The 12,661-nt window shown below is 32.4% G+C and carries 16 protein-coding genes and 1 other RNA gene; 7 read left to right on the forward strand and 10 right to left on the reverse strand.

From position 1 onward, the window contains the following. The first annotated feature begins 45 nt into the window (after window positions 1-45). The 3 genes from galU to DQN38_RS00405 all read left to right on the forward strand — a co-directional run bounded on the left by galU (window position 46) and on the right by DQN38_RS00405 (window position 2,710). On the forward strand, window positions 46-876 hold the full coding sequence (galU, locus tag DQN38_RS00395) for a UTP--glucose-1-phosphate uridylyltransferase GalU (protein WP_058908926.1): 831 nt from the start codon (window positions 46-48) through the stop codon (window positions 874-876). After that, on the forward strand, window positions 863-2,068 hold the full coding sequence (locus tag DQN38_RS00400) for a glucose-6-phosphate isomerase (RefSeq protein WP_065843726.1): 1,206 nt from the start codon (window positions 863-865) through the stop codon (window positions 2,066-2,068). Before galU ends, DQN38_RS00400 begins: the two co-directional genes overlap by 14 nt. A 204-nt stretch (window positions 2,069-2,272) precedes the next feature. Next, window positions 2,273-2,710, forward strand: a complete 438-nt coding sequence (locus DQN38_RS00405; protein WP_002848063.1) for a Dps family protein — start codon at window positions 2,273-2,275, stop codon at window positions 2,708-2,710. Window positions 2,711-2,769: 59 nt separating this feature from the next. Here the strand turns inward: DQN38_RS00405 and DQN38_RS00410 are convergent, their stop codons facing one another. The 6 genes from DQN38_RS00410 to DQN38_RS00435 form a co-directional block, all read right to left on the reverse strand. Then, window positions 2,770-3,336 (reverse strand): YceI family protein, encoded by a 567-nt coding sequence (locus tag DQN38_RS00410; RefSeq protein WP_002848064.1) that lies wholly within the window; start codon window positions 3,334-3,336, stop codon window positions 2,770-2,772. Window positions 3,337-3,498: 162 nt separating this feature from the next. Further along, window positions 3,499-3,879: an HIT domain-containing protein gene (locus tag DQN38_RS00415; RefSeq protein WP_002848066.1), complete on the reverse strand. Its 381-nt coding sequence runs from the start codon at window positions 3,877-3,879 to the stop codon at window positions 3,499-3,501. Continuing rightward, on the reverse strand, window positions 3,876-4,487 hold the full coding sequence (locus tag DQN38_RS00420; RefSeq protein WP_065843727.1) for a dethiobiotin synthase: 612 nt from the start codon (window positions 4,485-4,487) through the stop codon (window positions 3,876-3,878). The genes DQN38_RS00415 and DQN38_RS00420 overlap by 4 nt, the downstream gene beginning before the upstream one ends. Next, the gene (locus DQN38_RS00425; protein ID WP_038452590.1) at window positions 4,484-5,173 is read right to left on the reverse strand and encodes a methyltransferase domain-containing protein; all 690 of its coding nucleotides are present in this window, start codon (window positions 5,171-5,173) and stop codon (window positions 4,484-4,486) included. The genes DQN38_RS00420 and DQN38_RS00425 overlap by 4 nt, the downstream gene beginning before the upstream one ends. Next, a complete protein-coding gene (locus tag DQN38_RS00430; protein ID WP_042960150.1) occupies window positions 5,163-5,777 on the reverse strand; it encodes a pimeloyl-ACP methyl esterase BioG family protein in 615 nt (204 codons plus the stop codon). The genes DQN38_RS00425 and DQN38_RS00430 overlap by 11 nt, the downstream gene beginning before the upstream one ends. Beyond that, window positions 5,758-6,864, reverse strand: a complete 1,107-nt coding sequence (locus DQN38_RS00435) for an aminotransferase class I/II-fold pyridoxal phosphate-dependent enzyme (RefSeq protein ID WP_065843728.1) — start codon at window positions 6,862-6,864, stop codon at window positions 5,758-5,760. The genes DQN38_RS00430 and DQN38_RS00435 overlap by 20 nt, the downstream gene beginning before the upstream one ends. Before the next feature lie 132 nt (window positions 6,865-6,996). On the opposite strand from DQN38_RS00435, the gene DQN38_RS00440 reads away from it, so the two are divergent. From DQN38_RS00440 to rnpB, 4 genes are all read left to right on the forward strand, one after another. Continuing rightward, window positions 6,997-7,455, forward strand: coding sequence for a type 1 glutamine amidotransferase family protein (locus DQN38_RS00440; RefSeq protein WP_167497326.1), 459 nt, complete (start codon window positions 6,997-6,999; stop codon window positions 7,453-7,455). Then, complete coding sequence (locus DQN38_RS00445; protein ID WP_002848076.1) at window positions 7,434-8,252, forward strand: thiamine-phosphate kinase; 819 nt, start codon at window positions 7,434-7,436, stop codon at window positions 8,250-8,252. Before DQN38_RS00440 ends, DQN38_RS00445 begins: the two co-directional genes overlap by 22 nt. Further along, entirely contained in the window at window positions 8,230-9,363 is a 1,134-nt protein-coding gene (gene truD, locus DQN38_RS00450) for a tRNA pseudouridine(13) synthase TruD (protein ID WP_010403376.1), read from the forward strand. The genes DQN38_RS00445 and truD overlap by 23 nt, the downstream gene beginning before the upstream one ends. A gap of 133 nt (window positions 9,364-9,496) precedes the next feature. Further along, window positions 9,497-9,825: RNase P RNA component class A (gene rnpB / locus DQN38_RS00455), an RNA gene on the forward strand. A 12-nt stretch (window positions 9,826-9,837) separates the two neighbouring features. On the opposite strand, the gene DQN38_RS00460 is transcribed toward rnpB, so the two are convergent. The 4 genes from DQN38_RS00460 to DQN38_RS00475 are packed head-to-tail and all read right to left on the reverse strand — an operon-like array spanning window position 9,838 to window position 12,644. Beyond that, a complete protein-coding gene (locus DQN38_RS00460) occupies window positions 9,838-10,053 on the reverse strand; it encodes a hypothetical protein (RefSeq protein WP_010403374.1) in 216 nt (71 codons plus the stop codon). Then, the gene (gene fliS, locus DQN38_RS00465) at window positions 10,037-10,426 is read right to left on the reverse strand and encodes a flagellar export chaperone FliS (RefSeq protein WP_038452599.1); all 390 of its coding nucleotides are present in this window, start codon (window positions 10,424-10,426) and stop codon (window positions 10,037-10,039) included. The genes DQN38_RS00460 and fliS overlap by 17 nt, the downstream gene beginning before the upstream one ends. Before the next feature lie 10 nt (window positions 10,427-10,436). Next, a complete protein-coding gene (fliD, locus tag DQN38_RS00470; protein ID WP_065843729.1) occupies window positions 10,437-12,260 on the reverse strand; it encodes a flagellar filament capping protein FliD in 1,824 nt (607 codons plus the stop codon). A gap of 3 nt (window positions 12,261-12,263) precedes the next feature. Beyond that, window positions 12,264-12,644, reverse strand: a complete 381-nt coding sequence (locus DQN38_RS00475; protein ID WP_002848079.1) for a flagella length regulator FlaG — start codon at window positions 12,642-12,644, stop codon at window positions 12,264-12,266. Window positions 12,645-12,661: the final 17 nt, after the last annotated feature.

A 12,661-nucleotide genomic window follows, 5' to 3' on the forward strand; every position in this document is an offset into this window, starting at 1 on the left:
AAATGAATTTAAGATAAAATTACTAAAAAATTAAGGATTATCCATATGATACAAACTTGCCTTTTTCCTGCTGCCGGTTATGGTACGAGATTTCTTCCAGCTACAAAAAGTTTGCCAAAAGAGATGCTTCCTATCCTTACTAAGCCTCTTATTCACTACGGAGTAGATGAAGCTAGAGAAGCCGGTATGAAAAATATGGCATTTGTCACCGGTCGAGGAAAAAGAGCTTTGGAGGATTATTTTGATATAAGTTATGAGCTTGAGCACCAAATAGCCGGGACTAAAAAAGAGTATCTTCTTACCGAGATAAGAGATCTTATGAATTCTTGTAGCTTTTCATTTACTCGTCAAAGTAGTATGAAAGGTCTAGGAGACGCGATATATACTGGTAGAACTTTAGTAGGAGATGAAGCTTTTGGTGTTATACTTGCCGATGATTTGTGTATAAACGAAGATGGTGAAAATGTTCTAGCTCAGATGGCGAAAATTTATGAAAAATACCGCTGTAGCATAGTAGCGGTTATGGAAGTTCCTAAAGAGAGTATCAGTAGTTATGGTGTTGTAAATGGCAAGTTTATAGAAGATGATCTTTTAATGGTAAATGATATGATAGAAAAACCAAGTCCAGATGAAGCCCCTACAAATCTTGCTATCATAGGCAGATATATACTTACGCCCGATATATTTGAGATATTAGAATCTACAAAACCGGGCAAAAACGGTGAAATTCAGATAACAGACGCGCTTTTAAAACAGGCTCAAAACGGTATGGTTTTAGCTTATAAATTTAAAGGAAGAAGATTTGATTGTGGTTCTGTTAGCGGATTTGTCGAAGCTACGAATTTCTTCTATGAGAGTGACAATGGTAGTAAATGAGCTGAAGTTTCCATTTAAGGATATGCAAAATATCAGCTCATACGCAAGACGTATGAATGAAGAGCTAAATAACGATGAGATCGGCTATTATCATCTGCCTAGTTTTGGTGAGGAGATAAGCGAAAAACTTGCTTTGTATCGTAAAAATGTAAATTTCAACACGGTTGTGTTAATAGGAGTTGGCGGCAGCTCGCTTGGCGTGAAAGCACTTTATGAAATGCTAAATTTAAAAACTAAGCTTATATTTTTAGATAATCTTGATCCGTTTTATATAGAAAATAGATTAAAAGATATCGAGTTTGATAGCAGTATTTTTATCTTATCTAGCAAATCAGGCACGACTATAGAGCCAATTAGTATTTATAAGTATATTTTAGATCTCTATTCGCCAAAAAATTACAAAAATTTTATCATAATTACCGATCCCCAAAGCCCTCTTGAAGAGTACGCTAATTTACATAATATAACTGTTTTTAATATTCCAAAAAATGTTGGAGGACGCTTTAGCGTATTATCTGCTATAGGGCTTGTGCCGCTTGGATTATGTGGAGCAGATACGTCATCCTTGTTAGACGGTGCTGTTTCTTGTAAAAAGCAGTTTTTAGAAGATGATGATAGTTTAATTTTACAAAAAGCATATCACTATGCAACGCATAAAAGCGCTAAGATAAATGTAGTTTTTAGCTATAGTGAAAGATTTCATAGTTTTAATGATTGGTATGTACAGTTATGGGCTGAGAGTCTTGGTAAAAAGCGCGGTTATAAGCGAATGGGACTTACTCCGGTCGGACTTATAGGAAGTAAAGATCAACACTCGTTTTTGCAGCTTATAATGGAAGGAATAAAAGATAAAACAGTTACGTTTTTGATTTTAAAAGATCATTTAAGCAGCATTTGTATTCCAAATTTAAAACTTGAGTATTTAGATGAGTGCGACTTTGTAAATGAAGTGTCTATGAGTACGCTTTTAAATGCTCAAGCAAAATCTACCATTCAAGCTTTACTTAGTGAAAATATCAGCATAGATACGATTTTAGTAGATAGATTAGATGAGTGGCACTCTGGTTGGCTCATTTATTATTACGAGCTCCTTACAAGCGCTACTGGACTTATGCTCGGAGTAAATACTTATGATCAGCCTGGCGTTGAAGCCTCTAAAAGAATACTAAAAAATTTACTATCAAATAACTAATTTTGTCTGTTTGTATTTTGATAATGATTACTCAACAAATAGGGTTCAAAATAGGCAATATTTATTTTTTATTTATCATTTAAACTATATAATTTACTTAATAAGAGATTCTGTATCTAAATAATAAAAATTCTTATCTAAGATTTATTTCTTTTTAAGAATAATTTGATATAATTCTCGAAATTAAAAAATAAAGGATATAAAATGACAAATGTAGTTAAACAACTTAACCAAATTCAAGCAGACGCTCATGCGTTTTTCATTGCGTTTCATGACTATCATTGGAATGTAAAAGGTCTTCAATTTTTCTCAATTCACGAATATACTGAAAAAGCATATGAAGAGATGGCAGAGCTATTTGATGATGTAGCTGAAAGAGCTATACAAATAGGCGGGAAAGCTATTTTAAAATCTGAAGAGCTTGTAAAACTTGCTCATGCTCCGGTAATGCAAAAAGATAGCTATACTGCTATAGAAGTTATAGAACAATTAAGAGTAGCTTATAAACATCTTGTTGAAGAGTTCAAAAAGCTTGAAGCGGCAGCTGAAAAAGCCGGTGATACAACAACTGCAAATATCGCTCAAGATCATTACGGTTCATATGAGAAGAAAATTTGGATGCTTAATTCTACTTTAGCGTAATTTTTGATACTAAAACCTGATACTTTGATATGAAAGGCGGATAAATCCGCCTTTTTTATTTATTTTGCTGCAGCTTCTACTTCTATATTTATCTTAATTTCATCTCCTAAAGTTAATGTGCTTGTATCTGGAGCAAAGCTAAAATCGCTTCTTTTTATCTTGCCCTCAAGGCTAAATCCAACGATTTGAATTCCTTTTTGATTTTTGCTTTGTCCGCCAAATTCATAGTTTAGAGTTACTGGTTTTGTTACATTTTTTATAGTTAAATTTCCTATAATTTTACCTTCGTTATCGCCATCTTTTTTAAATTCGGTCATAACAAATTTCATTTCAGGAAATTTAGCAATATCGAAAAAATCAGCTTGTTTTAGATGGTTATCTCTTGCGGTGTTGCTTGTATTGATAGAATCAACGTTTATTATAGCATCTATCTTTTTTGGTATACCGTTTTCTATATCAACAATTCCGCTAAATTTGTCAAACGATCCTGTTACGTTGCTCACGCTTAGGTGTTTGATTTTGAAATTTGTACTTGAATGAGTAACATCTATATCGTAGTTTGCTGCGTTTGCAAAACCTACTAAAAGCATTGCACACAACGCAGATCCAAATATTCTCTTTGTCATTTTTGTCCTTTTTTATAAAATATAAATAATTGTACAATGTAAAATACAATTAATATTAAATTTCAATACAATAAATATACTATTTAATAATTTTTTAAATTTCATTAACTACGTTAATTTTTTCAATTTAAAAATATTAATAAATTTTATGCAAAGTAGATATTATTTTTTGATAAAGTTATAATTTTTTAAATTTAAAACGAGTTGATTTGTAAATTTTTCTATATTTAAATCCCTTTTCGTACCATCTCTTTGTTTTGTACCCCACATCGACTCAGGAAAAAAGCTATCGTCTTTGAATCTGGCTTGAACGTGGATATGTACTTTTGGAACGTAATTAGCAAAACTTGCCCAATTTATTTTATCGGCGCAGTAGAAATCAAGCATAGTTTTTTCGGTAATTAGAGCCGCTTCAAATAGCCATTTTCTAGTCACATCATCTACATCGCTAATCTCTTTGAATTCTTTTTTTGTAAATACCTTTACCCAAGGAATTTCGCTTTTTTCAAGTTCAATGCAGATAAGTTCATTTTCATATATCATAGTTTTACTCTCGCTTTTATAATTTGTTCTTTTAATCTAAGACTTGCTTTTTCAAAGCTTGTTTCATCAAAGTTTTCTAGATTAAAAAAATGTAGATCTTTAAACTGCTTCTTTAAATAATTCTCACTTTGCTCATCTTTAGATCCACTAAAAATAACCCCCAAAATCTCTAAATTTTTCATTTTTAAGGCTTCTATGCTTAAAATAGTGTGATTTATGCTGCCAAGATAGTTTTTAGAAACTAAAAACGTAGGAAGATTTGCTATTTTGATATAGTCGATCATGTAAAATTTGTCATCAAGCGGACAGTAAAGTCCTCCTGCTAACTCGACTAAAATATCGTCTGGTTTTGGAATTTTTATTTTAAGTCCGTCAAAATGTATGTTCTCATTTATCATTCCTACATGCGGACTAGCAGCGGTTTGCAGCATTACGCCAGGAGAGTGTGATTTGAGATTTGGCACAATTTTTTTTACAAAACTTTCATCGGTTATATTTCCGGCTTGTATTAACTTAAAATACTCGTATGAAAACGCATAACACAAAGCCGCACTTACGCAGCTTTTTCCGGCATCCGTATGAATACCGCTGATACAGATATTTCTCATTTTTTACCTTTTTTGCAGATTATATTTGTAAATTTATAAGTTAGTTTGAAATCATTATTAAAATGCGTTTCAAGACTTTTTAAATTTGATTTGGTTAGTTTAAAACTCCCGTTTAAGTTATTTACCCCTGTTTGCTTAAGGTGAGTTAAAAGCTCTTTTAAACTACCGAATTTAGCTATAAATTCCCCATTTTTATACTCTAAAATATCAAATTTGGTTCCAAAAATATCTATGATTTGATCCGTATTTTTATAATTTAAACTATCTTTAGTAAAGCTTGAAAGTTCATTTAAAGTTCCATTTATAAACATAGAAAATGCAAGTATTCCGTTATTTTCTAGGCTTAGAAATATCTTATCACATAGTTTTTCAATCTCATCAATCCATTGAAATACTGAGCTCGATATGATAATATCAATGTTTTTTGGCATTTGTTTAGTAGTTATATCTCCGATATCCATATAAAAATTATTCATAAATTCACTTTTATAGATATCATTAAGAATTAAATGTTCATAATTAAAATTTTGTATAAAAAGCTTTGTTAAAACTCCGCTTCCAGCACCGATTTCATAAACATTCTTAAAGTTTTGCGTATATTTTTTTAACAAATTTATGAGATTGAGAGCGGCAAATTTTTGAGCCACTGCAAATTCTTCGTAGTTGATAGCTTTTTCAAATTTCAATTATATCTCCAAAGCTTTTAAAGTTAAAAAATGCAAAATGTGGAGCATTTATATATATTTTTTGACATGTAAACCATTCAGATGCTTTTGGCGAAAAGATCAAATCTTTTTTGCTTATAATCGCTTTATCCCAACAAATGTTGTTATCACACGGTTTTATAGCGTTTTTATAGAGATTAAGTAGTTCGAATTTTGCGTTTGTATTGAATTTAAAATTTGAGATTTTTTCTGGTGGAATTCCTAAAAAACAGAACTTTTTGAAGTTTTCAAAATCATAATTCGTTATTGTTTTATAAAAATTACCTGCGTTTATACCGTATTTTTCATCTATACCAAACGGAGTTCCGTTTATGGCTATTGATTTTTTTAAAGGTATATTTTTTAATACCAAATTTGCAGCCCAAACACCCATTGACCAAGACACTAGATAAATATCTTTATCTTTTAAAAAACTATGATCAAACTCAAGTTCGCTATAGTCGTAAATAACCGCTAAAGCGAAATCTCCTACTTCTAAATGTTCTACACAACTAGGCGTAAATGAATAGCCTAAAAATAACAAAATTAGTTTTTTACCGTCTTTTTTAATGATATCTATTTTCATCTAAAATCTTTTTTAAATTTGATAATTCGCCTATTTCTATATCTCCTCTTAAGCTTATCCTAAGTCTTGAATTATGTTTAGGCACTGTTGGGGGACGGATTGCCGGTACGAAATATCCAGAGTCAAAAATTTTATTTGCGAGTTCTAGAGTTTTATCGTTTTCATAGGTCATAAATGGACATATGTGAGTTGTGCCAAGATCTAAAAATTTGATATTTTTTTCTAAATTTGTCCTTTCGCGGCTAAAATCTTTGTTTAGTATAAAGTTCGTCCATGCTATATTTATACTAGGAATGGCAGTAGAGTAAATCAGGCTTCTAGCCGAGTTTATAAAAATATCTTTATACTCTTTATCGCTAAGTATAACAGCTCCTTCTCCCCCGACTGCTTTGCTAAGAGTTACAAGTAAAAAATCCACATCGGTATCTGTTTGGCTGCTTTTTGCTAGACCTAATTCGTCTTTGATAAAAAATGAATGAGCTTCATCGATATAAAGTAGTACATTTTTATACCGTTTTTTTAAATTTATAAGATTTTTGATATCTAGCAAATCCCCATCCATGCTGAAAATAGTCTCTGTTAATATTATAATATTTTCAAATTTATCTTGATTTTGTTCGAGTAAATTTTGAAGTGCTAAAAGGTCGTTGTGAGGATATCTTTTGAAATTTGCTCCGGCTAACTTTAGAGCGTCTATCATGCTAGCGTGAGCTAATTTATCGGCTAAAAATAGAGTATTTGGACTATTTATGGCTGATATACAGCTTAAATTTGCACAGTAGCCGGAGTTAAAAATTGTTGCTTTTTTACCGTCAAATTTCGATTCAAACCAGCTTTCAAGCTCATTAAATTCGTTACTTGAAGTATATACAAGCCTACTCGCGCCAGAGCCAAAAAACCACTCTTTATGTTTGGCGATTGTTAAGAATTCGTCTCTTAAACTTATATTCGTAGCTATGCCTAAGTAATCGTTGCTACCGAGATTTAAAAGAGTTTTGCCTCTATAGTTTATAAATTTGGAATGGCTTTGAGATATTTTTAACTCTCTAAAGTTGCTTTCTTGTTTGGCTTTTTTTATATCAAACATTTTTTACCTAATTATTATACTGAATTAATTATCGTGAATAAATTTATGTCGTAAGATTATATCAAATAGATCTTAAATTTATGACTATTTTATGCGGCTTTCGCTAATATTATGCAAAACAAAAGGTGATATGTGAAGAGCTGCATAGTCTTGTATGATGGAATAAGTATGCTTAGCTTTGCTAAAATTTATGATTTCTTTATAGCAAATAGCGTTGATTTCGAAGTTGCTTCTTTAAGAGAAGAGATAACTTGCGAGGGCTCATTTAAGCTCAATTCACCAAATTACTCTCAGTCGCTTTATGGATATGATATAGTCGTATTTCCAGATGGCACCGGAGCTTTAAATTTAAGCTATGACGATATATTTTTAAGCTGGATAAAAAGTGCAAACGATGCAAAGATAAAGATCGCTATAAACAGGGCTTCTTTGATCATTAAAGAAGCCGGGCTTTTTCATCGTCAACTATTTATGAATGATGATAAGGTGACAGCGATTTGCGAGTTTTGCGTTGATAAAGATGTGATTAGTATGGCTGATACGTCAGCTTCGTGGCAGGAGCTTAAAGAGTGGATAAAGAGCAGAGTATAATAGACCGTTTTTCTCATAAACTAAACGGCGATGATGGAGCAGTAGTCGGCAAAATGGTGCTTAGCAAAGATATGTTTGTTGAAAATTCGCATTTTAAACGTAAATGGTTAAGCGCTTATGAGATCGGCACAAAAGCAATGCTGGTAAATTTAAGTGACGCGGTAGCTATGAACGCAACTCCTAAATATGCCCTTTTAGGGCTTGGTATTCCAAAAAACATATCAAATAACTATATTTATGAGATCTGTAGAGGTATAAAAAGCGCAGCGAAAGATTTTAATGTTGAGATAGTCGGCGGAGACACTATAAAAAGCAGCGAAATAATAATAAGCCTAACGATAATATCATACCTAAACTCCAAAAAACCTATTTTTAGAAATACTTCTAGGCTGGGGGATTTAGTATGCTATACAGGGAAGCTAGGAGACTCCTTAAAAGGCTTGAGAATTCTCCAAAACGGTGGAAATCTACCGAAAAATTCTCGTTTTAAAAGACCTGTTTTAAGAGTAAATTTTATGAAAAAAGCAGCACCTTTTATACACAGTGCTATGGATATCAGCGACGGGTTGGCTAGCGATTTACCAAAAATATGCTCTAAATTTGGAATCAAATTTAAAAATATACTTAGTAAAGATGAGTTCAGAAGCGGTGAAGAGTATGAACTTCTATTTACGGTGAGTAAAAAACATCTAAAACGTATGCAAAATGAAGCAAAAAAATGTAGACTTAAACTAAATATATTAGGAAAACTGATAAAAGGAAAATATAAATCATATGGAAAATACAGCCATTTTTAAACCGCTTTTAGGCACTACGCATTCGCCTATAAACGCGCATTTTAGTAAAAACGCAAGTGATTTTGTAGTTAGAGAAAACCCTCTTTATAGTTTTAGTGGAAGCGGTGAGCATCTCGTTGTTGAAATTCAAAAAAAAGGTATGACGACTTCCGAAGCCCTTACTGTTTTAAGCAGGCAAAGCGGAGCAAAAATGCGTGATTTTGGTTATGCCGGGCTTAAAGATAAAGAGGGTATGACAACACAATTTATTAGTATGCCGGCTAAATTTGAAAATGAAATTTCAAAATTCAGCTACGAAAATTTAAAAATCCTAAGTATAACAAAACATAATAATAAAATAAGAATCGGTCACTTAAAATCAAACAGCTTTTTTATTCGTCTCAAAAAAGTCTTAGGAAGTGAAGCTCTTAAACTTAAAGAGGCTTTAAAAACTATCGATAAAAACGGCTATCCGAATTATTTCGGTTATCAGAGGTTCGGTAGATTTGGAGATAATGCAAATAGTGGATTTGAAATTTTAAATAGTGCTTTAAACGGTGATAAATCGATGTTTAAAAAGGCAAATCCAAAGTTAAGAGATTTTTTAATTTCAGCTTATCAGAGCGATCTTTTTAACAAATGGCTAAGCAAGAGAGTGGAAATTAGCCGTTTTAGTGAAGATTTTAGCGCCAGGGAGCTTGAAGATATATATAAATTTGATAAAACTACTATAAAAAATTTAAAATCCCAAAAACAATTTTTTAAGCTTTTTCAAGGCGAAGTTTTAGGTCATTATCCTTTTGGAAAGGTGTTTTTATGCGAAGATTTAGAAGCCGAGGTTGCTAAATTTGGAGCAAGAGACAGAACAAGCTGCGGATTGATAATCGGTTCTAAAGCGTATGAAAGTACAGGAGTTGCAAAGAGTTTAGAAGATGAAATATTTAGAGACGCTTATAAATTTAGTTCTTTTGTAAGCGGTTCAAGACGATTTGCTTGGATGTGGATTGATAATTTAGAATATAAATATAATGAAGAATCCGCACAGTTTAGCATAAGTTTTGCGCTACAAAAAGGTTCATATGCGACTGTTGTTTTGCGCGAAATTTTAGGTAGAGATATTTTTGAAGAGTAAAAAGTGGGAGTTTTTCTCCCACAAGTATTCACATACTATCGATTTTAAACATATAATATCGGTATAAATTTAAAAAACTTTATTGATCTTTTGAATTTATATCTATTTTAATATATTTTAGTTAAAATAACAGCCGGTGCGATGGGTAGTTGCAAGATATTATCTTGAGGAAAGTCCGAGCTGCAATAAGACAGAGTTCCACCTAACGGGTGGCTAGGGAAACCTAAGGGAAAGTGCAACAGAAAGGAAACTGCCGCTAAAGAAATTTAACGGTGATGGTGAAACGGCGGGGTAAGAGCCCACCAGTATAAGTAGAGATACTTATAGCTATGTAAACCCAACTTGCAGCAAGAAGGGACGGTTTGGAGTCTTATGCTCAACCCTTCGCTTGAGTTTGATACAATATCAAAACTAGATAAATAGCTACCATAACAGAACTCGGCTTATCATCGCACCTACAAAGTAGCTTTTAGTTTAGAAGCTATATTTTCTAGCTTTTTTAACTTTTTGAAACTCTACGTCTAACTCTTTTTGTTTTCGTTTATATATCGCTGCTGCATTTTCCAATAAAGCTGCTGCGCATTGCATCTCTTCTATATCCATTTTATTTGGATAGTTGTTTATCAAATACTCTATTTTATTTAGATCTTCATTTACCAAAGCACTCTTAAAATCATCTAGCCACTTCATCTGACTCTTCTTTCGTAACGTCTCTCCATGCATCAAGAAGCTCCCTTGTTACGTGTATTACTTCATCTAGCGGAGCTTTATCGTTTGTGCTATTTGCTAGAGATATGAGCTGAATTTGCCTTGCGTAAAGTCCATTTAAGTATTGCGATATCGCTCCTTGATTCATATCTAAAGAGTTTATAAGTTCAAAAAATATCGCATTTGTTTTATTTAGAAATTGAACTTTTGTTTCTATATCTCCCTCGTCTATCGCTTTTTTTGCACGGTAGATAAATCTCAAAACTCCTTCATAAAGCATAGTGATAAGCTTTTGTGGAGATTCTATACCGATATTATTTTGGTTATAAGCTGCGTAAGCTACATTTGATTGCATACCATCATCCTTAAGATTTAGAGTTTAGTTGTGCATTTATCATGGTTTTTAGCGTAGAAAACTGCTGTTCTATCTTTGCTATCATGCTATCATATTGCACCCATTTTTCAGCCATAGTTTCATACTTTTTGGTAATACTTTCCTCATTGTTTGTTTTTTCTTTTGTTAGCTGTTTGTTGTTGCTAACTAGGCTCTCTTCGTACGTAACTAGCGATCCCTTAGTTCCTATAAATGAATCTAAGGTATCCTTTAACTGTTTGAAAAATCCTCCGGTAACTTCTGAGCTTCCTTTAAGTTCAGTTTCTTTTAAACCTAGTTTTTCTAAAAAAGTAGAGTCGCCTTTTATTTCTAAATTTTCTCCACCGCTACCTTTTATTACTAGTTTTCCGTCTTTATCTATAGTTACAGCGATGTTGTCTATACCTGCACTAGTGATAGCTTTTAGTATATCTTTTGCGTTTTGATTGCTATTGTTTGCAGAGTCGGTTTTGATATCTATATTTTTACCGTTTATAGTTAAACTTCCTTGAAGCTCTCCTGCTTCTACGGCTTTTGTTCCTGTTGTAGATACGTTTGTATACTCTGTTTTTGAGCTAAAAAAGTTTTTAAAATTATCAAAATTGTTCGATAAAGCATCTTTAAGTTTGCTAGCTTCTAGTTTCAAAAGACCGTCACTGCTTAGAGATAATCCAAAGTCTTGAATTGATTTTCCGTCTTTTGAGACTCCGTTTATTATCTGGTTAATTTTTGATTTTATCTGCGTTATTTCGCTTACGCCTTGAAATGTTCCGCTAGCTCCTGTCTCTGAATTATAAGAAGTTGCTACTGATAAATTATTCATAAGATTATTGTAACTGTTAACTAAGCCTTCTACGTCTTGAACTATACCTTCTGTATTTTGTTTAATGTCGAAATTCGAGCTTTCTCCTTCTTTATCCACTTTATTTAGCTTTATAGTGACTCCGGTTATGAGATCGCTTATAGAGTTTGTATCTCTTGTTATCTCTATTCCGTTATATTCAAATATAGCGTTTTGAGCAGTTTGCAGTCTTGAAGCTAAATTTGAAGTATCGATAGTCTTATCTGTTAATGCTGCATCTTTTATCTCATCTTCTGTCATCATAGTTAGCTTTTCGCCAGGAGAAGTCGTACTTGGATCTTTAAACATAAATCCTAAAGATTTCATTAAATTTTTTGAGTTGTCTATACTTCCTGCGCTATCTTGTACATAGCTAAAACTTATTTCGTTATCTTTTCCGCTATCTTTTGACTGGATAACTAAACTATATGGATTTTCTCCTCCGACATTTAAAACTTTTGCTTGAATTTTGCCGTCTGTTGCTTCATTTATTTTGTTTGCTATATCTTCAAGCGTAGTTGAAGCATTGATCTCTATCTCATATGAGTCTGATCCTATGCTTAACTTAAAACTTGTTTCAGCCGAACCCGGACTTAAAACAGATTCGTTTTTTAGCTCAAATTTTTTAGACTGATATACATCTTGACTAGCTAGTTGAGATACCTTAATTTTCATTGTTTGTTCATTAACTCCGGTACTTGCATCTACAGTAGCGCTTCCACTTCCTGAGCTAGATACCGAGCGTTTTAAGTAGCTAGTATCATCAGTAAGTGATGATACGTTGCTTTTAAAATTGCTTAATAGTGTTTTTATGGCTGTTAAGTCTTTTTGTTGAGTCAAATTTGTTTGAATTTTAGCATCTATCGTTGATACTAAATTTTTTGTATCAACTGATTTTAATTTATCAAGAATATCCCACGAAAGGACATTACCACTTCCCAATCCAAGTTGGGACTTTTCAGTATTAATAGCCATTTTTTATTCCTTTTTATCAAAGATCACACCGACAATCTCTTTAAAATGCTCTGTTAATTTCATAATCTCTTCAGTCGGTATTTTTCTGATAACTTTACCGCTATCAGCTTCTGTTACGCTCACATACATAGAGCTAATTTTATCATTAAAACCAAATCTTATGTTTGTGTTTAGAGTCTCCATGTTGTCATTTAGTTTATTTACTATGTCGCTTATACGCTTTGAGTCTTGTTCATTATTGCCTTTATTTTGGTTAGAGCGTTCTTGCGCTACGTTTTGTTGTATTTTTGCTTGCTCAACTTCTCTTGTTTGGTTGCTATTTTGCTTAGTATTTAAAGCAACGGAATTATCTATTTGCTGCGAGGCTACCTTAAAAATTTCCATCTTTAAATCCTTTGAAA

This window comes from Campylobacter fetus subsp. fetus, from assembly GCF_900475935.1.
In the GTDB taxonomy this organism is placed as follows: Bacteria; Campylobacterota; Campylobacteria; order Campylobacterales; family Campylobacteraceae; genus Campylobacter; species Campylobacter fetus.